The following is a 24484-nucleotide window of genomic DNA, read 5'->3' as shown; positions in this document are numbered from 1 at the left end:
GGAAGAACGATGGAATTCGCTTTCTATTTCGCATCGGGTATCGCTGTTGTGTCCACACTGCGTGTGGTTACCAACACCAATCCTGTGCACGCCCTGCTCTACCTGATCATTTCGCTGATCTCCGTGGCCATGACCTTCTTCGCCCTCGGCGCTCCGTTCGCCGGCGTGCTGGAAGTGATCGCCTACGCCGGCGCCATCATGGTGCTGTTCGTGTTCGTGGTGATGATGCTGAACCTGGGCCCGGCCTCGGTTCAGCAGGAACGCACCTGGCTCAAGCCCGGCATCTGGGCAGGACCGGTGATTCTCGCCGCCCTGCTGCTGGCCGAACTGCTGTATGTGCTGTTCGCTCACCAGAGCGGTCAGGCCATCGGTCAAACCACCGTGGACGCGAAAGCCGTGGGCATCAGCCTGTTCGGTCCGTACCTACTGGTGGTCGAACTCGCCTCGATGCTGCTGCTCGCTGCAGCCGTCACGGCGTTCCATTTGGGCCGTAACGAGGCGAAGGAGTAAGACATGCCTGCTATCCCTCTCGAACATGGATTAGCCGTTGCCGGCATCCTGTTCTGCCTTGGTCTGGTCGGCCTGATGGTCCGCCGCAACATTTTGTTCGTGTTGATGAGTCTGGAAGTGATGATGAACGCCTCTGCACTGGCCTTCATCGTTGCGGGCGCCCGCTGGGCGCAACCGGATGGACAGATCATGTTCATCCTGGTGATCAGCCTGGCAGCCGCCGAAGCCAGTATTGGCCTGGCGATCCTGCTGCAACTGTATCGCCGCTTCCACACGCTCGATATCGACGCTGCCAGTGAGATGCGCGGATGAACCTACTCTTTCTGACTTTCGTATTCCCTCTGATCGGGTTCCTGTTGCTGTCGTTCTCGCGCGGCCGCCTCTCGGAAAACCTGTCGGCGCTGATCGGTGTCGGCTCCATCGGCCTGTCTGCCATCGTCGCGGCCTACGTGATCTGGCAGTTCAACGTCGCTCCACCGGAAGGTGGCGTGTACGTCCACGTACTGTGGAAGTGGATCTCGGTGGAAGGCTTCCAGCCTAACTTCGCCCTGTACCTGGACGGCCTGTCCGTGACCATGCTCGGTGTGGTGGTCGGCGTGGGTTTCCTGATCCACCTGTTCGCTTCCTGGTACATGCGCGGTGAAGCCGGTTACTCGCGCTTCTTCGCCTACACCAACCTGTTTATCGCCAGCATGCTGTTCCTGGTCCTGGGCGATAACCTGCTGTTCATCTACTTCGGTTGGGAAGGCGTGGGCCTGTGCTCGTACCTGTTGATCGGTTTCTACTACAGCAACCGCAACAACGGTAACGCCGCACTGAAAGCCTTCATCGTCACCCGTATCGGCGACGTGTTCATGGCGATCGGTCTGTTCATCCTGTTCCAGCAACTGGGCACGCTGAACGTCCAGGAACTGCTGGTGAAGGCGCCTGAGCACTTCAAGGTCGGCGATTTCTGGATCGTGCTGGCAACCCTGATGCTGCTGGGTGGTGCGGTCGGTAAATCGGCTCAACTGCCGCTGCAGACCTGGCTTGCGGATGCGATGGCCGGTCCTACCCCGGTTTCGGCACTGATCCACGCTGCAACGATGGTTACTGCGGGTGTCTACCTGATCGCCCGTACCCACGGTCTGTTCGCCCTGGCGCCGGACATCCTGCACCTGGTCGGCATCGTTGGTGGTGTGACCCTGGTGCTGGCCGGTTTCGCGGCACTGGTGCAAACCGACATCAAACGTATCCTCGCCTACTCGACCATGAGCCAGATCGGCTACATGTTCCTGGCGCTGGGCGTTGGTGCCTGGGAAGGCGCGATCTTCCACCTGATGACCCACGCCTTCTTCAAGGCCCTGCTGTTCCTTGCTTCCGGTGCGGTGATCGTTGCCTGCCACCACGAGCAGAACATCTTCAAGATGGGCGGCCTGTGGAAGAAACTGCCGCTGGCCTACGCCAGCTTCATCGTCGGTGGTGCCGCCCTGGCCGCCCTGCCGCTGGTGACCGCAGGTTTCTACTCCAAGGACGAAATCCTCTGGGAAGCGTTCGCCAGCGGCCACAACGGTCTGTTGTACGCCGGTCTGGTCGGTGCGTTCATGACCTCGCTGTACACCTTCCGCCTGATCTTCATCGCGTTCCACGGTGAAGCCAAGACCGAAGCCCACGCCGGTCACGGCATCGCTCACTGGCTGCCACTGTCGGTGCTGATTGTGCTGTCGACTTTCGTCGGCGCCATGATCGTTCCACCGCTGCACGGCGTACTGCCTGAGAGCGTTGGCCATGCCGGTGGCGAAGCCAAGCACAGTCTGGAAATCGCCTCGGGCGCCATCGCCCTGGCCGGTATCCTGCTGGCGGCCCTGCTGTTCCTCGGCAAGCGTCGCTTCGTGACCGCGATCGCCAACAGCGGCATCGGCCGTCTCCTTTCGGCCTGGTGGTTCGCTGCCTGGGGCTTCGACTGGATCTACGACAAACTGTTCGTGAAGCCGTACCTTGCGATCAGCCACATGCTGCGCAAAGACCCGCTCGACCAGACCATCGGTCTGATCCCGCGCATGGCCAAGGGGGGTCACACCGCCCTGAGCCGTACCGAAACCGGTCAACTGCGTTGGTACGCTGCTTCGATGGCTGCTGGTGCCGTACTGGTAATCGGCGCTGTCGTGCTGGTAGCGGTCTGATATGAACCTTGCGAATTTGCGAAAGGAAACGAGCCCGTCATGATTCTGCCTTGGCTAATCCTGATCCCCTTCATCGGCGGCCTGCTGTGCTGGATGGGTGAGCGCTTCGGCGCTACCCTCCCCCGCTGGATTGCGCTGTTGACCATGACCCTGGAACTCGCCCTCGGCCTCTGGCTGTGGGCCCACGGTGACTATTCATTTGCTCCGGCGCCTGGCGCCGATCCGACCTGGGCGCTTGAGTTCAAGCACGTCTGGATCCAGCGCTTCGGCATCAACGTGCACCTGGCCCTCGACGGCCTGTCGTTGCTGATGATCCTGCTGACCGGTCTGCTGGGTATCCTGTCGGTACTCTGCTCGTGGAAAGAAATCCAGCGTCACGTTGGCTTCTTCCACCTGAACCTGATGTGGATCCTGGGCGGTGTTGTCGGCGTGTTCCTCGCCCTCGACCTGTTCATGTTCTTCTTCTTCTGGGAAATGATGCTGGTGCCGATGTACTTCCTCATCGCGCTCTGGGGTCACAGTTCTTCGGACGGCAAGAAAACCCGTATCTACGCGGCGACCAAGTTCTTCATCTTCACTCAGGCTTCCGGCCTGATCATGCTGGTGGCGATCCTGGGTCTGGTACTGGTCAACTACAACAGCACCGGCGTGATTACCTTCAACTACGCCGACCTGTTGAAGACCAAGATGTCGATGACCACCGAGTACATCCTGATGCTCGGCTTCTTCATCGCCTTCGCGGTCAAATTGCCGGTGGTTCCGTTCCACTCCTGGCTGCCTGACGCTCACGCCCAGGCACCGACCGCAGGTTCCGTCGACCTCGCCGGTATCTTGCTGAAAACCGCGGCCTACGGTCTGCTGCGTTTCGCCCTGCCGCTGTTCCCGAACGCCTCGGCCGAGTTCGCGCCGATCGCCATGACCCTCGGTCTGATCGGGATCTTCTACGGTGCGTTCCTGGCGTTCGCGCAAACCGACATCAAGCGTCTGATCGCCTTCTCGTCCGTTTCCCACATGGGCTTCGTACTGATCGGCATCTACTCCGGCAGCCAACTGGCGCTGCAAGGTGCAGTGATCCAGATGCTGGCCCACGGTCTGTCGGCGGCGGCACTGTTTATCCTCAGCGGTCAGCTGTACGAGCGCCTGCACACTCGCGACATGCGTGAGATGGGCGGTCTGTGGTCGCGTATCGCTTACCTGCCGGCGATCAGCCTGTTCTTCGCAGCCGCCTCGCTGGGTCTGCCGGGCACCGGTAACTTCGTCGGCGAGTTCCTGATCCTGATCGGTACTTTCGCCAGTGCGCCATGGATCACCGCGATTGCCACCTCCGGTCTGGTGTTCGGTTCGGTCTACTCGCTGATCATGATCCACCGTGCCTACTTCGGTCCGTCCAAATCGGATTCGATCCTGCACGGCATGGACGGTCGCGAACTGATCATGGTGCTGGGCCTTGCGGTGCTGCTGATTTACCTCGGCGTCTACCCGCAACCGTTCCTCGACACTTCTGCCGCCACGATGCATGGCGTACAGCAGTGGCTCGGCACCGCCTTCACTCAACTCGCTTCGGCCCGGTAAGAGCGCTATGGAATTCACGATTCAACACTTTATTGCGCTAGCGCCACTGTTGATCACCAGCCTCACCATTATCGTGGTGATGCTGGCAATCGCCTGGCGCCGCAACCACTCGCAGACCTTCCTGATTTCGGTGGCGGGTCTGAACCTGGCCTTGCTGTCGATCCTGCCGGCCCTGAAAGTCGCGCCTCTGGCCGTGACTCCATTGCTGCAGATCGACACCTTTGCCTGCCTGTACATGGCGCTGATCCTGGTCGCCACCCTCGCTTGTGTCACCCTCGCCCACGCCTACCTCGGCGATGGCGGTTCGGGTTACCCGGGCAACCGTGAAGAACTGTACCTGCTGATCCTGATGGCCGCCGCCGGTGGCCTGGTTCTGGTCAGCGCGCAGCACCTGGCCGGCTTGTTCATCGGTCTGGAACTGCTGTCGGTGCCGGTCTACGGTCTGGTGGCCTACGCGTTCTTCAACAAGCGTTCGCTGGAAGCCGGCATCAAATACATGGTGCTGTCGGCCGCCGGTTCGGCGTTCCTGTTGTTCGGTATGGCACTGCTGTACGCAGACTCGGGTTCCCTGAGCTTCGTCGGTATCGGTCAGGCACTGGCCACCACCAACCTGCCAAGCTCACTGGCGCAACTGGGCCTGGGCATGATGCTGATCGGTCTGGCGTTCAAGCTGTCGCTGGTACCGTTCCACCTGTGGACGCCGGACGTGTACGAAGGTGCTCCGGCACCGGTGGCCGCGTTCCTCGCCACCGCGTCGAAAGTGGCTGTGTTCGCGGTAATGGTTCGTCTGTTCCAGATCTCCCCTGCCGCAAGCAGTGGTGTTCTGAGCAACGTGCTGACCATCATCGCCATCGCCTCGATCCTGTTCGGTAACCTGCTGGCCCTGACCCAGAGCAACCTCAAGCGTCTGCTCGGTTACTCCTCCATCGCGCACTTCGGCTATCTGCTGATCGCACTGGTGGCGAGCAAGGGTCTGGCGGTGGAAGCCATCGGCGTGTACCTGGTCACCTACGTGATCACCAGCCTCGGCGCCTTCGGCGTGATCACCCTGATGTCCTCGCCGTACAACGGCCGCGACGCGGATGCGCTGTACGAGTACCGCGGCCTGTTCTGGCGCCGTCCGTACCTGACCGCCGTACTGACCGTGATGATGCTGTCCCTGGCCGGTATCCCGCTGACCGCTGGCTTCATCGGCAAGTTCTACATCATCGCTACCGGTGTCGAGTCGCACCAATGGTGGCTGGTCGGTTCGCTGGTACTGGGCAGCGCCATCGGCGTGTTCTACTACCTGCGCGTGATGGTCACCCTGTACCTGATCGAACCGAACCTGCGCCGCCACGATGCCCAGCTGCACTGGGAACAGAAGGCAGGCGGCGTAATGCTGCTGGCCATCGCCGTGGTCGCGTTCTTCCTCGGTGTGTACCCGCAACCATTGCTGACCCTGGTTCAGCAGGCGGGCCTGGCGGGCTGATTACCCTGCTGGAATGGCTACAAACAGAAACGGCACCTTCGGGTGCCGTTTTTGCGTTTATGCCATCACAGTTTCTTCACCATCGGCACGCAGGCCAGTTGCAGACCTGAAGGCGATTGATAAACCGCACTCCCCTCCCCGACGTAACCGCAGCGCCTGTAGAAATCGGCTGCATTCAAAGTCGCATCCAGGCAAACCTCTGCCACTCCCAGAGCCCGTGCCAGCGCCTCAAGAAATCTCAGCATCCGTTTACCCAGACCGCGTTGCATGAAATCCGGGTGGATGAAAATTGCGCCAATTTCGCGATGCACCAGATCGAGCATGCCGGTTGCCACGGGCTCACCCTCAACGTAACCCAGATAAAAATGCTTTTGCATGAGCGTGTCGTAACCGTCCTGCGCCGAGCCTTTTGTCCAGTCGAGCATCTGCTGCTCGCTGTAGGCGCCGATGCATTGGTGACGGATCGCCAGTCGCCGGATCTCGAACGCTATCCAGGCATCCTCCGGGGTAGCTCTTTTGATTTCGAACATTTCTCTCTCCATGAGCCATGTGCGGACAGGCAATGAAAAAAGCCCCGTCCATTTCTGGCGGGGCTTTGGGTAACACGTCATTGACCAGACATGCATGACCTTATGGCCCGCCGGAAGCGGTCATAGCGGAGCACATCATGGTCATTCGATGTTGGGCAGTCATGGCTGGATAGTGCTGCGGATTGTTCAGTCACGTCAATTACAAGGTTCCTCCCTATTCAGTCGAATGCTCCCGCCATACTGGCCGATTCGTCCTACAGGTGTTTTTACGATGGATGACTACCGTTGAAAAGGGGGCGAAAAGGATGGCCTGGAGGCCTTGACCAATTCGATCATCGGGACAAAACTATACGTAGGTAGCGTACAGAACATGGATGCTCTTTTTATCGAATTACCCGCGTTCCAGAAACACCGGGACGATTACCTGGATGATGATCTGTTCCGCAGCTTTCAGTTGGAGTTGCTGAAAAATCCCGAAGCGGGCGATCTCATCGAAGGCACGGGCGGGCTGCGCAAAATTCGCTTCTGCGACCAACGACGCGGTAAAGGCAAGCGCAGCGGATTACGAGTGATTTATTACGGGTGGTCCGGTTTCGACCAATTCTGGCTGTTCACCGTGTACAGCAAAAACGAGCAAGACGATCTGTTGCCTTCCCAGAAAAGAGTCTTCAAACAGGCGCTGGATACAGAAATCAACACGAGAACCCAAATATGAAACGTGACATTTTTTCCGAACTGATGGAGGGCCTTGAGGCTCTGGCCGACGAGCGCCAGGGCAAGGTCACCCTTCGTACCCACAAAGTCCAGTTACCAAAACTATTGCCGATCACGGCCGAGGAAGTGGTTGCGATCCGCCAGCAACTCAACCTTTCCCGGTCAGTTTTCGCCATGTACCTGCGAACCAACACTCGAACCCTCGAAAACTGGGAACAAGGTCGAGCAACGCCAAATGCCCAAGCAACGACACTCATTCGACTGGTCGAGCGTTTTCCACAAACGATCGACCACCTTGCGGCTCTGACCTGACTTCCGGGATCTAACAAAATTGTAATCCCCCAATCACCTCCCCGTTATCCGCAGCCTGCAACGATGTCACCCGGCGACTCTCCCGGCGGGCCCTTGCCCGTCGAACAATAAAACCCACGCCGAAGCACGTTCCCGTTCTGCCGAACTCAGGAGTGATTGATGGTTAACAACACAAAAATATCGATGGCCGCTTTAGCAGTGGTCGTCGGCGCCGGGCCGTCCACGGTGTTTGCAGAAGACAAACCCGAAGGGTTTATCGAAGGCAGCAGCCTGTCGGTCCTCAACCGTAACTTCTATTTCAATCGTGATCACCGCAACGGCCAGTCCAGTCCCACCGGCAATGGTTATTCCGAAGCCTGGGCCCATGCGGTCATCAGCAAGTTCGAATCCGGTTTCACCCAGGGCACCGTCGGGGTCGGGGTGGATGCTTTCGCGATGATCGGCCTGAAACTCGACACCGGTGACGGGCGCAACGGTGGCCGCAGCTCGTTCGATGTGCTGCCGGTCGACAGCGAAGGCAAAGCACGGGACGAATACACCAAGGTCGGCGGTGCTGCCAAAGTGCGGGCCTTCGATACGGTGGTGAAAATCGGCGATGTGTTCCCGGCCAACCCGGTGGTTGCGGCGGGTGACTCGCGATTGCTGCCGGAAAGTTTTCGAGGTGTGACGGCGACCAACACCAGCATCGAGGGCCTGTCGATCCAGGGTGGCCGGTTGCATGCGATGAGCCAACCGGTGTCCAGCGACATGCGCGAAAACTTCGCGACCTTCTATGCCGGCCCGGTCAATTCGCCGTGGATCGCTTACGGCGGTGGCGATTATGCGCTGAACAAAAACCTCAGTTTCAGCCTTTACTCCAGTCGCCTGAAAGATGCCTGGAACCAGTATTACGCCGGCAGCGCCTGGACGTATCCGCTGTCGGATGACCTGTCGCTGTTCGGTGGCCTGAACTATTACAAGGCGGTCGATGAAGGCAAACAGTTGCTCGGTCAGTTCGACAACAACATCTGGAGCGGCCGGGTCGGCGTGAAACTCGGCGCCCATTCGGTCGCCCTCTCCCACCAGCGCAACAACGGCAACGACGATTTCGATTATCTGCGCCAGTCCGACTCGATCTTCCTCGACAACTCCATCCAGTACAGCGACTTCAACTCGCCGAAAGAGCGTTCATGGATGGTGCGCTACGACCTCGACATGACCACTTACGGCGTGCCGGGCCTGTCGCTCATGACCCGTTATGCCCGCGGCACCGACGCCGATTACTCCAACGCCAACGCCGTGTACATGCGCCGCGATGCCGAAGGCAATCCGCTGACCGACCAGAAGCGCTGGGAGCGTGACATCGAAGTCAAATACGTGGTGCAGAGCGGTTCGATGAAAGACCTGTCGCTGCGCCTTCGCCAGGCCACCACCCGTGCCACAGCGTTCGAGTCGGATCTGGATGAAGTCCGCGTGATCGTCGAATACCCGCTGGCGATTCTCTGAGTTTAACGAGCAACACACATTCACCTTTAGAAGCTCCTTGCTCCTTTGGTAAGAGGTGAATCCTTTGGCGTCCTTCGGGGCGCCTTTTTTTGCCTTGATAAAAGATCGTATTCTTGACCGCGCAGCGAGCGAACTGCCATCTTCGCCTGCGTTGAAAAACAAGAATAACGAGGGATTGATGAGTAACCGTAAAAACCTGGAAATCGAATAATTGAGGGGGGCCGCGGTTGCCATGACCTTCCTGTGTCACGTCACCATGATGCTGCCGTTCCATACCGATACCCTGCTGAGAATCTTCTCGATCTTCATGCCCTGGACCGGGGTCGATCTGTTTTTCTGCATTTCCGGCTTCGTCGTCAGCAAGGCCTATCTCGATTATTTCGACAACCATCGCGCGCAAGGTCAGTCTGGTCTGGCAACGGTGTGTTTCAGGTTGCGCCGTGCCTACCGCCTGTTGCCCACAGCCTGGCTCTGGATACTCGTTCCACTGTTGTTTTCCATCGTTTACAACCAGTCGAATGCCTTTGGCTCGTGGTATGACAATCTGCGCAGCTTCACCGCCGTCGCGACCTTCAGCGGTAATCTGGGGATGCATTTCAACTCGCTGCTGGGGCCCAGCCCGCAATACTGGAGCCTGGCGCTTGAAGAGCAGTTTTACTTCGTATTCCCGTTGTTTCTGCTGTTTGTCACGTCCCCCCGCTGGCGAATCATTGCCCTGTTCGCGCTCAATGCCCTGCAGTTCGGTATCGATCGCAACCCCTATCCCGAACCCGGAAGCATACTCACGCACTTTCGTCTGGATGCAATGCTCTGGGGAATTCTCCTGTGCCTGTTTACCCGAACCCGCCTCTATCGACAGATAGAACCTGTCGGGCTGGGTCAGGGAACGCTCAAACCGCTGCTGTGCACACTGTTCCTGCTCTACATGCTGGGGTCCGTCGCGATCCAGCTGATTGCCATGCCGATTGCCGTCGGTATCGTTGCGATCGTTGCGGTGCTGATTGTCTGGCTGGCGAGTTACCAGAAAGGCTACATCTACTGCCCGGTTTTCATGCGCGGTCTCATGCAGTGGCTCGGTTCACGGTCCTATGGACTTTACGTGATCCATGTTTTCACCAATCACTTGAGTACCGAAATCTGGACCCGTGTAGCCGCCAGTCAGGGCGTGCCCCTCGACGGGCGTTTTACCCTTGAGCTGTTGCTGACGTCGGTGGGTCTGCTGGTGGTGCTGAGCGAGCTCAATTACCGCCTGGTCGAAACGCCGCTGCGCCAGCGTGGAGCCGAAATTGCCCGCCGCAAACTCAGCCATGAAGCGCTCCCCGAAGCAGCCGGCGCGAACACAGTACCATTGCCGGTCAAATAGTCCGGGAACGGCGAAGCGCGGCAGACCCGAAAGTCTCCCGCGCACAGCCGCGATGACAGGCTGCACACCATGGCGGTGCGCAGCATCAGCCACCACTGTTTCGGCAAACACCTGCCACGCTGTATTTGAGCGTATTGAGCTGTCCGTTCGAATCTTCATAGGTCATCGCGGTGGGAACGACGTTGCAGGCCGGCTGCGGTTTCACCACGCTGACTATTTTCACCACGTCCAGCTTCATCCCGTATTCGTAGTCCTTCACCACCGGAGCTGCTTTGCCTCGTTCGGCCGCGTATTGCTCCATGGCCTTTGCGTTAGCGCTGAACGCGCGCTCGAAGGTTCGATCACCGCCCCCTTCGGCCAGCACATTCAAGGACATCGTCATGACGCCGGCGAAGGCCATCCACTTGATCAACTTCATGTTTTCTCCTCCATAAAAAGCCCGACACCGGCATGCGACAGCGGGCTCGTCTCAGTGCTGCGGGCTCAAAGGTCCTGTGTGCTGTCGCCTTTCTTGTCATTGACGACAACAGGATCCCGGGCCTTTTCCTTGGCAACGAACAGCTCCATGGAGCGGTCGTTGCTGGTCATCATCCGGTCGAAAGTACGGTCGCCGCCACCTTCGGCCATCGCCAGGGAAGACACCGCCAACGCCAACAAAAACGCACCGATCTGTACAGGTTTCATGGTTGATTCCTCATTTAAGTAACTGACGGGATCAAGGTAACAATCCGAACCTTTCGTGACGGTGGCGCCGAAATTACATATCCGTTATGTAGAAAGGCCCGCAGTTGCGGGCCTTTTGTTAAAGCAAAAAATGACTAGGCTGCCGTGGGTGATTCCTCGTCCCGGCGGTGCGCGATCTGATACAGCGCCGGCAGGATCAGCAGCGTGAGAATGGTCGAGGACAGGATTCCGCCGATCACCACCGTCGCCAGTGGTCGCTGCACCTCGGCCCCGGTGCCGGTCGCCAGAGCCATCGGAATGAAGCCCAGGGAAGCCACCAGCGCAGTCATCAACACCGGTCGCAACCGTGTCAGCGCGCCGACGTTGATCGCCTCGGACAGCGAACGCCCCTCCTCCCGCAGATTGCGAATGAATGCGATCATCACCAGGCCATTGAGCACCGCCACACCGGACAAGGCGATAAACCCGACCCCCGCCGAAATCGACAGCGGAATGTCCCGCAGCCACAACGCCATGACCCCGCCGGTCAGCGCAAACGGAATCCCGGTGAACACCAGCAAGCCGTCCTTGAGGTTGTTGAACATCATGAACAGCAACCCGAACACCAGCAGCAACGCCACCGGCACCACGATCTGCAAACGCTTGGCCGCCGATTGCAGTTGCTCGAACTGCCCGCCCCAGGTGGTCCAGTAACCCGCCGGCACCTGCACGTCGCGCTCGATCACTTCGCCCGCCTCGGCGACGAACGAGCCGATATCCCGCCCGCGTACGTTGGCGCTGACGATTACCAGGCGCTTGCCGTTCTCGCGGCTGACCTGATTCGGCCCCAGCACCAGATCGAGGCTGGCGACATCCTTCAGTGCAATGAAACCGATCTGACTGGCTGCATCACCGCCAGCCGCCGGCACTGGAATCAGCAGCGCCGACAACCCTTCGACATCCTTGCGCATGGCGTCGGACAAACGCACGACCATGTCGAATCGGCGGTCGCCTTCATACATCGTCCCGGCCTTCTGCCCGCCAACAGCCACCGCGATCGTGTCCTGCACATCGCCGACGTTGAGCCCGTAACGCGCCGCTTTATCGCGGTCTATGTTGATGGTCAGCACCGGCAGCCCGGTGGTTTGCTCGACCTTGACCTCGGACGCGCCGTTGACCTTCTGCATCGCGGCAGCAATCTTCGTCGCCGTGGCGTTGAGCACGTCCATGTCATCGCCGAACACCTTCACCGCCACGTCGCTGCGCACACCGGAGATCAGTTCGTTGAAACGCAACTGGATTGGCTGCGACAACTCATAGTTGCTGCCCGGCAGCGTCGCGGCGGCTTGTTGCAGCTCGGCCATCAGGGTTTCGCGGGACTTGCCCGGATCCGGCCATTGCTCTTTTGGCTTGAGCATCACGTAACTGTCGGAGATGTTCGGCGGCATCGGGTCGGAGGCGATTTCCGCCGTGCCGGTGCGGGCGAACACGCGTTCAACCTCTGGCACTTTATTGAGGATCAGCGTTTCCAGCCGCTGCTGCATGTCCACCGATTGCGTCAGGCTGGTGCCCGGCACGCGCAACGCCTGCAAGGCAAAATCGCCTTCGCTGAGACTCGGCACAAACTCGCTGCCCATGCGGCTGGTGACCACGCCACTGAGCACGATCACACCCAGCGCCGCACCCACGGCAACAGCACGATGCGACATCACCCAGGCCAGCGCCGGTGCATAAACGCGACGCGCGCCGCGCATCACCACGCCCTCTTCTTCCTTGACCTTGCCGGTGACGAACAGCGCAATCGCAGCAGGAACAAAAGTCACGGACAAGAGCATGGCGCCCAGCAACGCAATGACCACGGTAAACGCCATCGGATGGAACATTTTTCCTTCGACCCCGCTCAGGGCAAAGATCGGCAGGTACACCACCATGATGATCAACTGGCCGAAAATCAGCGGTCGCCGCGCCTCTTTCGCTGCCGCGAACACTTCATGGAAACGCTCGGACCGCGTCAGCAACCGTCCATGGTGCTGCTGCGCATGAGCCAGCCGTCGCAGGGTGTTTTCGACGATCACCACCGCGCCATCGACGATGATGCCGAAGTCCAGCGCACCAAGACTCATCAGGTTGGCGCTAACCTTGTTGCTGAACATACCGGTGAAGGTAAACAGCATCGACAGCGGAATCACCATCGCGGTAATCAGCGCGGCGCGGATGTTACCGAGGAACAGGAAGAGGATTGCGATCACCAGAATCGCGCCTTCGACGAGGTTCTTCTTCACCGTGGCGATGGCCTTGTCGACCAGATGCGTGCGGTCGTACACCGGCACCGCGATCACGCCAGCGGGCAAGGACTTGTTGATCTGTTCCAGCTTGGCGGCGACGGCCTGGGAGACCGTGCGGCTGTTTTCACCGATCAGCATGAACACCGTACCCAGAACCACTTCCCGGCCATTTTCTGTGGCGGCGCCGGAGCGCAGTTCACGGCCAATATCCACGGTGGCAACGTTCTTGATCCGGATCGGCGTACCGTCGACGTTGGCCATGACGATGTTGGCAATGTCCTCGGTACTCACCACTTGCCCCGGTGCGCGAATCAGCAATTGCTCGCCGCTGCGTTCGATGTAACCGGCGCCGACGTTGGCGTTGTTGCGCTCCAGCGCCGTCACCAGATCGGTGAGGGTCAGCTTGTAGGCCGCGAGTTTTTTCGGATCGGGGGCAATCTGGTATTCCTTGGCAAAGCCGCCGATGGTGTTGATCTCGGCCACACCGGGGACGTTGCGCAATTGCGGCTTGATGATCCAGTCCTGAATCACCCGCAGATCGGTCGGCGTGTAGGGCGTGCCGTCGTCTTTCAGCGCGCCTTCTTTCGTCTCGACCGTCCACAAAAAGATCTCACCGAGCCCGGTGGAAATCGGCCCCATCACCGCTTCCACGCCTTCGGGCAATTGCTCCTTGGCGGACTGCAAGCGCTCGTTGACCAGTTGCCGGGCAAAGAACAGATCGGTGCCGTCCTTGAAGATCACCGTGACTTGCGAAAGCCCCGAGCGCGACAGCGAGCGGGTCTGCTCCAATGCGGGCAGGCCGGCCATGGCGGTTTCAATCGGAAACGTGATGCGCTGCTCGGTTTCCAGCGGCGAGAACCCGGCCGCGCCGGTGTTGATCTGCACCTGGACGTTGGTGATATCGGGCACGGCGTCGATCGGCAGTTTCTGATAACTGGCGATGCCGAGGCCGGCCATGAGCAGAACGGCGAGCAGCACGATGATGCGCTGCTCGATGGCAAACTGGATCAGGCGTTCGAACATGGGAGTCTTCCGCGATTAATGACTGTGCTCGGCCGAGGCTTTGCCCAGCTCCGATTTGAGGACGAAGCTGCCGGCGCTGGCGACTTGCACGCCCGGTTCCAGTCCGGCGATGACTTCCACCTGCCCCGCCGCGCGACTGCCCAATTCCACCACTTGCGCCTTGAAGCCGTCGTCGGTGCGCACGAATACCGTGGGTTTGTCCTCGACGGTCTGGATCGCGGTTTCCGGTACGGCGACCTTGGCCTGACGGCTGTCGGTGGCGACCAGCGCGGTGACAAACAGCCCGGGGCGCCATGAACCTTGCGGGTTTTCCAGAGTGACGCGCACGGTCGCGGTACGGGTCTGCTCGCCGAGCAGGCTGCCGACGTAAGCCACGGTGCCGCTGACTTCCGCATTCAGTTCCACCGCGCTGACCGTGACGGGTTTGCCCACTTGCACCTTGTTCAGATCCTTGGGTGAAACGCCGAAGGTGACCCACACCCGCGACAAATCCGAGAGCGTGAAGGCCGCCGTGGTTTCATCGACCACCTCGCCCGGCGTCAGGTGTTTTTCCACTACCACACCGTCGAACGGTGCCCGCAGTTCATAGCGATTGCCGCCGGTAGCTACCACGCTGCCGCTGAGCACGCTGATCTTTTGCCGGGCGTTGCTCACGGCGATCTCGGCCTCTTCCAGGGCCTGACGCGCCTGGAGGAAATCCTGCTCGGCGGAGATCTTGTCCTGCCACAGTTTTTTCTCGCGCTCGAACGTCGTGCGCGCCAAGGTCAGCCGGCGCTGCGCGGCTGCCTGTTCGCTGCGCTGATCGGAAATCTGCTGACTGGCGATCACGGCCAGCAACTGACCTTTCTTCACCGACTGCCCGAGATTGACCGACACCGACTCGACCACCCCCGGGACACGCGGCACCACATGGGCGGTGCGGTCCTCGTCGAAGCGCACTTCGCCGGGGAACGGCAAGCCGAGACTGATGCTTTGCGCCTTCGCTTGGGCCAGTTGAATCCCCGCGGCCGTGATCTGCTCCGCCGTCAATTCAATGTGTCCTTCTTCGCCATGTTCGCCTTCAGCAGCGGCGCCCTCTTCGGCGTGATCCGCATGCTCGGAGGCCTCATCGGCATGCGCATCGATGCCAGAGTTGCCCGCCCACATCGAGCCGATACCAATGCCCAACGCCAAGGTCGCCGCAGCGACCACGATCAGTTTTTTATCCATGGAAACTCCTCTGCGCCGTGCCGTCGCGCAGTGATCAGAAAATTGAAATTCAACGGTTGACGCCGAGGTCGCCGAAAATACGTTCGATGCGGACCCGGGCGTCGGTCGCCTCGCTCACCGCCTGGATGTATTGGGTGCGGGCGCTGATCAGCGTGCGCTGGGCGTCGAGCACGTCGAGGAAGCCGAACTTGCCCATTTCGAAACCCCGAGTGGCGCTGTCGACCGCACTTTGCGCGGCGGGCAGGATGGTCTGATCGAACGCCTGGATTTCGCCGTTGGCGGTCTGCCATTGCTCAAGGGTGGTCTGGATTTCCGTGCGCAGGCGCAGCTCGGTGGCGTTGCGCAGGTCCCGTGCCTGATCGGCACGCCGCGCCGCCGCCAGCACATTGCCCTGATTGCGGTTGAACAGCGGAATCGGCATCGACAGCCCGACCACGTTGACCCGCTCGCGCTCGGTTTCGCTGTACTGACTGCCGATGCTGACGGTGAGATCGGGAATCCGCTGGGACTTCTCCAGCCCCAGCGATGCCTCGCGCTGATCGATCTGCAATTTCGCCAGACGCAGTTCAGCGGTTTCGTTCAGACGCTCAAGCAAACGGGTCGGCGGTGGGACGCTTGGCAGGCTTTGAGCAGCGCTTTGCACCGTGGTCGAAGTCGGCAACGGTGCGCCCATGACCTGCGCCAGTTGCTGGTACGCATTGGCCTGATCACGCTCGGCGCGGCTCAGTTCCAGGCGAACCTCAGAGAGCTGCACTTGCGCCCGCGTGCCTTCCACCGGCGATGACTTGCCCGCCTCGATCCGCCCTTGGGCCACACGCACACCGTGTTCGGCGAGTTGCAGCGACTGACGGCTCAGTTGCAAACGTTGCTGCGCAGTTTGTGCGCCGTTGAACGCTTGAATTACATCGGCGCGCAAGGCGTTGCGCTTGCGCTCCAGCTCGATGCCTGCGGCATCCTGAGCACGGCTCGCCACATCGATCCGTGCGCCACGCTTGCCGCCCAGCTCGATCGGCTGACTGAGCATCACCGTGGTGGTGCGCGACTGGCGCCGGGTGTCTTCGGCCTCCCACGAAACCTCGGGGTTGGGGATCAGGCCCGCCTGTTTGCGGTCACCTTCGGCAATGCCGATTTCCCACTGCGCGGCCGCCAGGTCCGGGTTACCGGCGAAGGCGGTTTGCAGGGCTTGATCGAGGGTCAGGGTCGATGCACTGGCAAGACCTGTACAGGCCAGCAACATGAGGCCGCTGGCGGTTTTTTTCAGGCGTGAGCGCGCCGTCCGTTCTATTAAACCGGGCAATGGAAGACTTCCTTTAATCAAGAATCTTTGATTGCGCCACGGTAGGGTTTTGAACTTATCGACAAGGTGACTGGAAAATTACAAATCCGTTATCAACAGTTCATCGAAGTTATTTTGCTCTAGGATTCCGGATTCGAATGGCGTTGTAGCAACACATGGAAACAAATACACGTTAGTTATCTGCCGAACAGCACTTGCCGAAATGGATGTCATGAAAAAACCGCTCTGCTGCTGCGACAGGCTGTCGCGGACAGCCGGTTTAAAGGGCTTGAACGTTGACTCTGTAGCCACTACAGCCTTTACCTTGCACGCCATCCAGCAACAGAAACCGTCCGGAAGACCTTACAAAAACAACAACTTTCCTGGCCACCTTAATTAAATATCCATTGAATAAAAGTGGTGAAAGATCATGCGAATCCTTGTCGTGGAGGACGAGCTTAAAGCTGCCGAATACTTGCATCAGGGTCTGACCGAAAGTGGTTATATCGTTGACCACGCCGTTAACGGCGCCGACGGTTTGCACTTGGCGCAACAACAGATTTATGACCTGATCATTCTGGATGTGAATCTGCCGGAACTCGACGGCTGGAGCGTGCTTGAACAACTGCGGCGCACTCACTCCACCCGGGTGATGATGCTCACCGCACGCGGTCGCCTGGCGGACAAGATCCGGGGGCTGGATCTGGGCGCCGACGACTATCTGGTCAAGCCGTTCGAGTTTCCGGAACTGCTGGCCCGGGTGCGCACCCTGATGCGCCGCAGCGAAAACATCCCGGTACCGCAGGTACTCAAGGTCGCCGATCTGGAACTTGACCCGGGCCGTCACCGGGCGTTTCGGGGCACGCAGCGCATCGACCTGACCACCAAGGAATTCGCTCTGCTGCATCTGCTGATGCGCCAGTCTGGCGAAGTGCTGACCCGCACTCAGATCATCTCGCTGGTGTGGGACATGAACTTCGACTGCGACACCAACGTGGTCGAGGTCTCGATCCGTCGCTTGCGAGCGAAGATCGACGACCCGTTCGACAGCAAACTGATCCACACCCTGCGTGGTGTGGGCTATGTGCTGGAGGCACGGGAATGAAGCCGGCCAGCCTGTCGCTGCGACTGGGGCTGACCGTCAGCATTCTTGGCGCGCTGCTGGTGGTGTTTCTGGCGATCCTCGCGTATTTCGCCCTGACCCATGAACTGAACGCGTTGTCCCGTGACAGCCTGGAAAAGAAGATGGCGCAGGTGGAACACAGCCTGTCGCTGTACGTCGATGCCAATGAAGTCAGCGGCAAGCCGCACATTCTGCTCGATCAGGTCATGGGGCATGACAACCTGACGCTGACGATTTATGACCGGGGCAATTTGCGCTCGCCGTTGCTCAAGTCCGGAACAGGATTGACGGACCCACGGATTGAATTGAAAGCGGTGCGGGCGACGACCGATCAGTTGTCGTACACCGACAGCGCCGATGCTGATGGCGCGAAGTTTCTCACCGCCTCGAAGCTGATTCGTCTGAAGGACGGCAGCAACGTGCCGGTGCTGTTGTCGATGGACAATGCTCACGATCAGGCCCTGCTCAGCGCCTATTTGCGCTCGACGCTGATGGCCTTGCCGTTGCTGCTGGTGTTCATCGGCCTGACCGCTTGGGGCGCGGTGCAGCGCGGACTGGCGCCGCTGCGCGAGTTTCGCAAGGTGGCGGCCCGGGTGACCACCCAGGACCTCGACCATCGGATGTCAGTGGTGAACATGCCCCAGGAGCTCAGCGAACTGGCACAAGGCATCAACGTGATGCTCGATCGCCTGGACAGCGGTGTGCAGCAACTGTCGCAGTTCTCCGATGATCTGGCCCACGAACTGCGTACGCCGATCAACAACCTGATGGGCAAGGCGCAGGTCACGCTCTCGCGCAAGCGTTCGGTCGAGGACTACAAGGACGTGTTGGTGTCATGCACCGAAGAGCTCGAACGCGTCGCGCGAATTGTCTCGGACATGCTGTTTCTGGCCCAGGCCAGTCAGCCGATGGCGCACGCGTCGTTCGAACCGATTGCACTGGAAGATGAGGCATTACGGGTGGCCGACCTGTTTTCCCTGTCGGCGCAGGACAGGCAGATCCATCTGAAGGTGGTCGGCAGCGCCCGGGTGTCGGGCGACCGTTTGATGATCCAGCGGGCGATATCGAACTTGCTGTCCAATGCCCTGCGCCATTGCCCTGCCGGCAAAACCGTTTCGTTGTTCATTGAACAGTCACCGACACAAGTGGCGCTGCGGGTGAGCAATCCCGGCGCGGGTATAGAGGCGCAGCACTTGCCACATCTGTTCGACCGTTTCTACCGGGTCGACAGCAGCCGCACCCGCTCACAGGGCAGCACGGGACTGGGGCTGGCCATCGTGCGCTCGATCATGAGCCTGCATTCGGGTACCGCACAGGTGCAGAGCCGTCCAGGGGCGATGACGGTTTTCAGTCTGGTGTTCCCCGTGTTTGCGGAAAAGCACTAAAACCTTCAAGCAGATTTGTGCGGTGTTTTCTCAATCTCCGTCAGAAAAATCACCGCACAAGTGCGCCATACCTCCATGCAAATCCTTCAGTGCGATTTTGCGTCAGTCTCACGATGAAGCGTCTGACAAGGACAGGGAAAAACTTCGCAGACGATTGGTTCCTGATCGCTTCGTTCGCCTTCTTGCACGCCGCTCCCTCCCCTCTAAAACAAACCTTTGCGTTGATCCTGACGCGTCTATTCAAGATTTATCAGTACGTGTTTCGGCGTGGGCAAAAACCGCGAACGGAAACGTCTGGACATTTTTGACCCCCTCGTCACTGCCCTCTTAGATTCTGCTCGTGCTTGCAACAGCACACCCACACAACAACCAAGGAGAAACCTCATGGGCTACATGGGCAGCTGGAACGCCAACCAGATCGATGAACTCGACGAACAGGAAACTCCTTCGGCCGAGCAGATTGAAGCACTGCAACTGACCGAAGAAGAACAGGCGGAACTGAACGCCGAGTGACAAGACCCGCGAGGGCCGCGCGCCCTCGCGGACTTTCCAGGAAGGTACCCATGGACAAGACAAGGATGGCCGAGCGTGAGCTGACGGCCGATCAGGCAGAGCGACGTATCCAGACCGAGCTTTCACGCCTCGGCCTCACGCCGGTAACCCGTACACTCGGCAGCAAGGTGGTCGCCGTTCAGGCGAGTCTTCACGGTAGCGACAATCGTCATGCCCGTGGCGGCGGCAAGGGTTATGCGGATCAGGCACACCTGGGCGCGCTGTATGAAGCCCTCGAACATTATTGGACGGATGAACGCTTTGCGACCGATGTTCACCACGAGACGGAGCGCTATTTCAAAGACTCGTCGATCTTTGCCGATGACTCGCTTCTGCAGAGGCTCACCTGTCAGCAGAATGTGCGCATCCCCTGCAGGACCTACGTCTGTCCGCCGTGGCATGACCGTTTTTCCTATCCGGTTGCGCTGACTTCGCCAAACAATTCACGTCAGCCTTCATCACCGGGCACGGCCGACTGCCGTGCCGTGCGACGCTACGCCAGCAACAGCGGCACCGCCATTGGCGCCACTTACAGCGAAGCGATGCTGCACGCCGCCAACGAATGCATCGAACGCGATGCCGTATCGCTGTTTCTGCTCAACCATTTCTATTACGAAAACCACCCGCCTCTGCGACGGGTGGCCCGCCTCAGTGACGGCGATGACCTCGGTCGTCTGTGGGCCGATGCCGAACAGGAAATCGGCGGCGAAATCGTGCTGGCGGATATCAGCAGCGAATTCAAGGCACGAACCTTTCTGGCCTTCACGACTGAACCGGGGCCTCATCCACAGGTTTACGGCAGTGGCTGTTCACTCGACCCACGTCACGCCGCATGGCGTGCGCTCAGTGAACTGGTGCAGTTGCAATTGAGTGCCGCCGAGCCCGAATACCACAAGTCCCTGACCAATGCACTGCGCAACCTGCAGCCCTTCCCGCGCCTGCTGCGCTGCGCGCAATTTGATCCGCAGACGCTGCTGCATCGCTGCCCGCAACACGAGGTGGTGCTGCCCGGCGTCAGTGAGGACATGTCCGTGCACGATCAACTTCACTTGCTGACTCAAGACCTGCAAAGCCACGGCCGTAGGCTGGGCGCTTCGATCCTGCAGCAAACCGGGCTCGGTACAACCCTGCTCAACGTGGTGATTCCCGGACTGGAGAGGTTTTTCGTGGTCTCCAGCGGCAACGTTGTCATCCCGCTGGCCCGGGGTCGTACTCTGGAGAGAGCCGCCCCATGAACCGACTCGATCGCTCCCGGGAACTGGCATTGGCCAGTTCCATGCACCTTCACATCGACGAGAAAGGTACTGTCGGCCATTACCTCGAACCTCCAGGCAGCGGACTGCATCACGTTTTTTTCCTGCGGGTAAATGGCGAGGTCTGGGTCGGCCGCAAGCGCCTGCAACGTGACCGGCATTTTCGATGGCACACCAGCAGCGTGCTCAAACCCTGCATGTTGCTGGGTCCGCATCTCCACTCACTATGGGGGGATGAAGGATTGTCGATCGGCTATCGGACGGCCTCTGTCGAACAGAAAGCGCAGACCTTTGAACGAGCATTACGTCTGCCTGACAGCGAGATTCTGTTCCCGCTTCCGATAGTTGACGCGGCAGGACGGGAAGCGGTCTGTCCGGCTGATTTCTGGCAATGCAGCGAATCACTGGCCGAACAGTTGAACAACGATGAACAACACCTGCGCGAACAGTGCGCAGGGCTGCTCCAGGCAATCACCGAAACCGGCGCGTTGATCTACGACCCCGCCTGTTCGACGGGCGAATTCATCGCTCACCTCGCCCGCGCCCTGCCCGACTGCATGTGCCTGGGGAGTGATCGCTCAGCCTCGATGATTGAACACGCCCGGCAATGTCATGGCGGGACGTCCGTTGATTTCCACTTGCTGGATGCGATGGAAGCCTTCAATGCGGGAATCCGCTGCGATGTGCTGATCCTGCGTTTCCTCAATGCCGAAGTCTTGACCCGCTCTGAAGCCCGGACCGCATTCGAATCGCTCATTCGTTGCGTCAAGCCTGGCGGCAGAATCCTCGTCTTCGGTCACACCCCGGTGCTGATCCCTGTCGTCTGGCTCGCCGCCGCTCACAACCTGCAACTGGAATCCAGCGTCGCGGCACGTCCGGGACAAACGGAACTGTTCCAGTTCTATCGCCTGAAGGTCGCAACCGCATGACGTTTTCCCTGCAAGGCAGAGGCTTTTACCCAACCGACGACGGACATCAACTCTATTGGGAACGGCATGGAATCACGGGAGGCGAACCGGTGTTTTTCCTGCATGGAGGCCCCGGCGGGCGAATCAGCCGCCATCACCTGGAATTCTTCGACCTGCGCCGTTTCGACATCATCCTGTTTGACCAACGCGGTTGCGGGCGCTCGACGCCTTACGGAGAATTGCGCGACAACACCACAGGCCTGTGTGTCGAAGACATCGACGCTCTGCGCCAGCATTTCGGCTTCGAAAAGATCAGTGTGCTCGGCGTTTCGTGGGGCAGTTGGCTGGCAATCCAGTACCAGCAGCGCTATCCGCAGCACCTGCTGAAAACCACGCTGGTATCAGTGTTCGTACCTTTCGCGACCAATGTCCGGGCGTACGACCGGGCACTCAATGAAGGGCTGGCGCAGTCGCCACCAGCGACCTCAAGCCATCGCGCCAGAGACATCTTCCGGATACTCGGCGAAGGCTGCCCGTTGCAACAGCGCGTTGCCGCCATCGAATGGCTGAGTGCTGTTCTACGCCGCACGGGCCAGACGGTTTGCCCCGACTCACTGGAGAGTTTCGTCGATCAGGAAGCGGTGCTCGCCATCCGTCTGGAATTGCATTATCACCTTCAAGGCTATTTCTTCCAGCCAAGGGACCAGAAGCTGACCCTCGACGACAACACCCTGCTGATCCAGGGCATTCGGGATACCTTCGGCATGGCCAGCGTGCGCTGGCTCAGACAACGCATGAACATTCACTGCCGTTTGCTGCATGCCGGGCACAACGCCTTTGAAAGCGCCATTCTCAAAGCCGTGCGCCGGGCAGTGAAACGTGAAATCGAGGGCTGAAAAAAACGGCACCCGGAGGTGCCGTTCCGTCCCGCAAAAACGCTTACTTGCGTGCTGCCTCCCACGACTTGAGCAGTTCGTTGTAGCTCACGGTTTCGCCTTTCGGTTTTTCGTTCGCCAGTTTCGGCTTCGGTGCACCCGGTTGGTCGAACCAGTATTGGGCGTCGCGCTCGGGATTCATTTTCGGCGCGCAGGTGGCCTGGGCCTTGGAGCGTTCCAGACGGGTCATGATCGCGTCCTGATCCTTGGCCAGACCGTCGAGCGCCTGTTGCGGTGTCTTGTCGCCGCTGGCGGCTTCGGCGATGTGGCTCCACCACAGTTGTGCCAGACGTGGGTAATCCGGCACGTTGGTGCCGGTCGGCGTCCATTGCACCCGGGCCGGGCTGCGGTAGAACTCGACCAGACCGCCGAGTTTCGGTGCCAGGTCGGTCATGGCTTGCGAGTTGATGTCCGACTCGCGGATTGGTGTCAGGCCGACGATGGTTTTCTTCAGCGATACGGTCTTCGAGGTCACGAACTGCGCGTACAGCCAGGCCGCGAGTTTCTGTTTCTCAGGCGTGGATTTCATGAAGGTCCAGGAACCCACGTCCTGATACCCCAGCTTCATCCCCTCCTCCCAATACGGTCCGCGTGGCGACGGCGCCATCCGCCATTTCGGCGTGCCGTCGGCGTTGACCACCGGCAGGCCCGGTTTGGTCATGTCGGCGGTGAACGCGGTGTACCAGAAGATCTGCTGGGCAATGTTGCCTTGGGACGGCACGGGGCCGGACTCGGAGAAGGTCATGCCTGCCGCTTCCGGTGGCGCGTAGGCCTTGAGCCAGTCCACATACTTGGTCGTGGCGAACACCGCCGCCGGGCCGTTGGTATCGCCACCGCGGGTCACGCTGGAACCCACCGGGTGGCAGTCTTCGACGCGGATGCCCCACTCGTCCACCGGCAAGCCGTTGGGCAGGCCCTTGTCGCCGCCACCGGCCATGGAGAACCAGGCGTCGGTGAAGCGCCAGCCCAGGGACGGGTCTTTCTTGCCGTAGTCCATGTGCCCGTAGATGCGCTTGCCGTCGATTTCCTTGACGTCTTCGCTGAAGAATTTGGCGATGTCTTCATAAGCGGACCAGTTCACCGGCACGCCCAGGTCATAGCCGTATTTCTCCTTGAACTTGGCTTTCAGGTCGGCGCGCTCGAACCAGTCGGCGCGGAACCAGTACAGGTTGGCGAATTGCTGGTCGGGCAATTGATAGATCTTGCCGTCCGGCGCGGTGGTGAAGGAGATGCCGATGAAGTCCTTGATGTCGAGGGTCGGCGAGGTGAAGTTCTTGCCTTCGTTGGCCATCAGGTCGGTAATCGACTCGGTCTTGCCGTAGCGAAAGTGCGTACCGATCAGGTCCGAGTCATTGACCCAGCCGTCGTAGATGTTCTTGTCCGACTGCATCACCGTCTGCATTTTTTCCACGACGTCGCCTTCCTGCAGCAGGTCGTGGGTCAGCTTGATCCCGGTGATTTCGCTGAAGGCCTTGGCCAGCACCTTGGATTCATATTCGTGGGTGGTCAGGGTTTCCGAGACGACCTTGATGTCCATCCCGCGAAACGGCTCGGCGGCCTTGATGAACCACTTCAGTTCTTCGAGTTGCTGTTCCGGCGTCAGGGTCGACGGCTTGAACTCGCTGCCGATCCATTTTTTTGCCGCGTCCTCGTAGGCATCGGCCCAGGCGGATGCGCTCAAACCGCTGAGTGCCAGCATGGCTGCCAATGAAATGCTATGTCGCAGCTTATTGTTTTTGTCGAACATAGAGAC

The 24484-nt window shown here is 59.7% G+C and carries 22 protein-coding genes; 15 read left to right on the top strand and 7 right to left on the bottom strand.

Translation table 11 applies throughout. From position 1 onward, the window contains the following. The first annotated feature begins 9 nt into the window (after nucleotides 1–9). From nuoJ to nuoN, 5 genes are read left to right on the top strand one after another with little or no spacing between them, the layout of a single operon-like run. On the top strand, nucleotides 10–510 hold the full coding sequence (gene nuoJ, locus CAG02_RS23130) for an NADH-quinone oxidoreductase subunit J (RefSeq protein ID WP_085690004.1): 501 nt from the start codon (nucleotides 10–12) through the stop codon (nucleotides 508–510). A gap of 3 nt (nucleotides 511–513) precedes the next feature. Continuing rightward, the gene (gene nuoK / locus CAG02_RS23125) at nucleotides 514–822 is read left to right on the top strand and encodes an NADH-quinone oxidoreductase subunit NuoK (protein ID WP_003180046.1); all 309 of its coding nucleotides are present in this window, start codon (nucleotides 514–516) and stop codon (nucleotides 820–822) included. Beyond that, complete coding sequence (gene nuoL / locus CAG02_RS23120; RefSeq protein WP_085712395.1) at nucleotides 819–2672, top strand: NADH-quinone oxidoreductase subunit L; 1854 nt, start codon at nucleotides 819–821, stop codon at nucleotides 2670–2672. Before nuoK ends, nuoL begins: the two co-directional genes overlap by 4 nt. 39 nt (nucleotides 2673–2711) lie before the next feature. Next, nucleotides 2712–4244, top strand: coding sequence for an NADH-quinone oxidoreductase subunit M (nuoM, locus tag CAG02_RS23115; protein ID WP_007951464.1), 1533 nt, complete (start codon nucleotides 2712–2714; stop codon nucleotides 4242–4244). Between the two features lie 7 nt (nucleotides 4245–4251). Continuing rightward, on the top strand, nucleotides 4252–5715 hold the full coding sequence (gene nuoN / locus CAG02_RS23110) for an NADH-quinone oxidoreductase subunit NuoN (protein WP_085712396.1): 1464 nt from the start codon (nucleotides 4252–4254) through the stop codon (nucleotides 5713–5715). A gap of 65 nt (nucleotides 5716–5780) precedes the next feature. Here the strand turns inward: nuoN and CAG02_RS23105 are convergent, their stop codons facing one another. Continuing rightward, entirely contained in the window at nucleotides 5781–6245 is a 465-nt protein-coding gene (locus CAG02_RS23105; protein WP_085712397.1) for a GNAT family N-acetyltransferase, read from the bottom strand. Nucleotides 6246–6615: 370 nt separating this feature from the next. Here CAG02_RS23105 and CAG02_RS23100 point away from each other — a divergent pair, with 370 nt between their 5' ends. From CAG02_RS23100 to CAG02_RS23085, 4 genes are all read left to right on the top strand, one after another. Continuing rightward, a complete protein-coding gene (locus CAG02_RS23100; protein WP_085712398.1) occupies nucleotides 6616–6960 on the top strand; it encodes a toxin in 345 nt (114 codons plus the stop codon). Then, nucleotides 6957–7271, top strand: coding sequence for a DNA-binding transcriptional regulator (locus CAG02_RS23095; RefSeq protein ID WP_007951468.1), 315 nt, complete (start codon nucleotides 6957–6959; stop codon nucleotides 7269–7271). The genes CAG02_RS23100 and CAG02_RS23095 overlap by 4 nt, the downstream gene beginning before the upstream one ends. 159 nt (nucleotides 7272–7430) lie before the next feature. Further along, complete coding sequence (locus tag CAG02_RS23090) at nucleotides 7431–8756, top strand: OprD family porin (RefSeq protein ID WP_085712399.1); 1326 nt, start codon at nucleotides 7431–7433, stop codon at nucleotides 8754–8756. A gap of 211 nt (nucleotides 8757–8967) precedes the next feature. Further along, a complete protein-coding gene (locus tag CAG02_RS23085) occupies nucleotides 8968–10119 on the top strand; it encodes an acyltransferase (RefSeq protein WP_256576930.1) in 1152 nt (383 codons plus the stop codon). Between the two features lie 85 nt (nucleotides 10120–10204). Here CAG02_RS23085 and CAG02_RS23080 read toward each other — a convergent pair whose 3' ends face one another. From CAG02_RS23080 to CAG02_RS23060, 5 genes are all read right to left on the bottom strand, one after another. Further along, nucleotides 10205–10537, bottom strand: coding sequence for a DUF2790 domain-containing protein (locus CAG02_RS23080; protein ID WP_085712400.1), 333 nt, complete (start codon nucleotides 10535–10537; stop codon nucleotides 10205–10207). Nucleotides 10538–10602: 65 nt separating this feature from the next. Continuing rightward, the gene (locus tag CAG02_RS23075; RefSeq protein WP_085712401.1) at nucleotides 10603–10803 is read right to left on the bottom strand and encodes a co-regulatory protein PtrA N-terminal domain-containing protein; all 201 of its coding nucleotides are present in this window, start codon (nucleotides 10801–10803) and stop codon (nucleotides 10603–10605) included. 134 nt (nucleotides 10804–10937) lie between these two features. Next, entirely contained in the window at nucleotides 10938–14090 is a 3153-nt protein-coding gene (locus CAG02_RS23070; RefSeq protein ID WP_085712402.1) for an efflux RND transporter permease subunit, read from the bottom strand. A 15-nt stretch (nucleotides 14091–14105) separates the two neighbouring features. Beyond that, a complete protein-coding gene (locus CAG02_RS23065) occupies nucleotides 14106–15299 on the bottom strand; it encodes an efflux RND transporter periplasmic adaptor subunit (protein WP_085712403.1) in 1194 nt (397 codons plus the stop codon). A gap of 49 nt (nucleotides 15300–15348) precedes the next feature. Further along, nucleotides 15349–16596, bottom strand: coding sequence for a TolC family protein (locus CAG02_RS23060; RefSeq protein WP_085712404.1), 1248 nt, complete (start codon nucleotides 16594–16596; stop codon nucleotides 15349–15351). A gap of 409 nt (nucleotides 16597–17005) precedes the next feature. On the opposite strand from CAG02_RS23060, the gene CAG02_RS23055 reads away from it, so the two are divergent. The 6 genes from CAG02_RS23055 (at nucleotide 17006) to CAG02_RS23035 (ending at nucleotide 22692) form a co-directional block, all read left to right on the top strand. Beyond that, the gene (locus CAG02_RS23055) at nucleotides 17006–17680 is read left to right on the top strand and encodes a heavy metal response regulator transcription factor (RefSeq protein ID WP_085712405.1); all 675 of its coding nucleotides are present in this window, start codon (nucleotides 17006–17008) and stop codon (nucleotides 17678–17680) included. Continuing rightward, the gene (locus CAG02_RS23050) at nucleotides 17677–19083 is read left to right on the top strand and encodes a heavy metal sensor histidine kinase (protein WP_085712406.1); all 1407 of its coding nucleotides are present in this window, start codon (nucleotides 17677–17679) and stop codon (nucleotides 19081–19083) included. The genes CAG02_RS23055 and CAG02_RS23050 overlap by 4 nt, the downstream gene beginning before the upstream one ends. A 384-nt stretch (nucleotides 19084–19467) precedes the next feature. Next, nucleotides 19468–19596: a hypothetical protein gene (locus tag CAG02_RS30080; protein WP_256576931.1), complete on the top strand. Its 129-nt coding sequence runs from the start codon at nucleotides 19468–19470 to the stop codon at nucleotides 19594–19596. A 50-nt stretch (nucleotides 19597–19646) separates the two neighbouring features. Continuing rightward, entirely contained in the window at nucleotides 19647–20870 is a 1224-nt protein-coding gene (locus CAG02_RS23045) for a YcaO-like family protein (protein WP_085712407.1), read from the top strand. Between the two features lie 29 nt (nucleotides 20871–20899). After that, the gene (locus CAG02_RS23040) at nucleotides 20900–21817 is read left to right on the top strand and encodes a trans-aconitate 2-methyltransferase (protein ID WP_256576932.1); all 918 of its coding nucleotides are present in this window, start codon (nucleotides 20900–20902) and stop codon (nucleotides 21815–21817) included. 89 nt (nucleotides 21818–21906) lie between these two features. Beyond that, nucleotides 21907–22692, top strand: coding sequence for an alpha/beta fold hydrolase (locus CAG02_RS23035; RefSeq protein ID WP_256576933.1), 786 nt, complete (start codon nucleotides 21907–21909; stop codon nucleotides 22690–22692). 43 nt (nucleotides 22693–22735) lie between these two features. On the opposite strand, the gene CAG02_RS23030 is transcribed toward CAG02_RS23035, so the two are convergent. Further along, nucleotides 22736–24478: an ABC transporter substrate-binding protein gene (locus CAG02_RS23030; protein WP_085712410.1), complete on the bottom strand. Its 1743-nt coding sequence runs from the start codon at nucleotides 24476–24478 to the stop codon at nucleotides 22736–22738. Nucleotides 24479–24484: the final 6 nt, after the last annotated feature.

It is taken from the genome of Pseudomonas sp. R43(2017) (assembly GCF_002112345.1).
Classification (GTDB): Bacteria; Pseudomonadota; Gammaproteobacteria; order Pseudomonadales; family Pseudomonadaceae; genus Aquipseudomonas; species Aquipseudomonas kribbensis.
The sequence above is the reverse complement of the archived record's forward strand: the minus strand, read 5'-3'. Positions and strand labels throughout refer to the sequence as shown.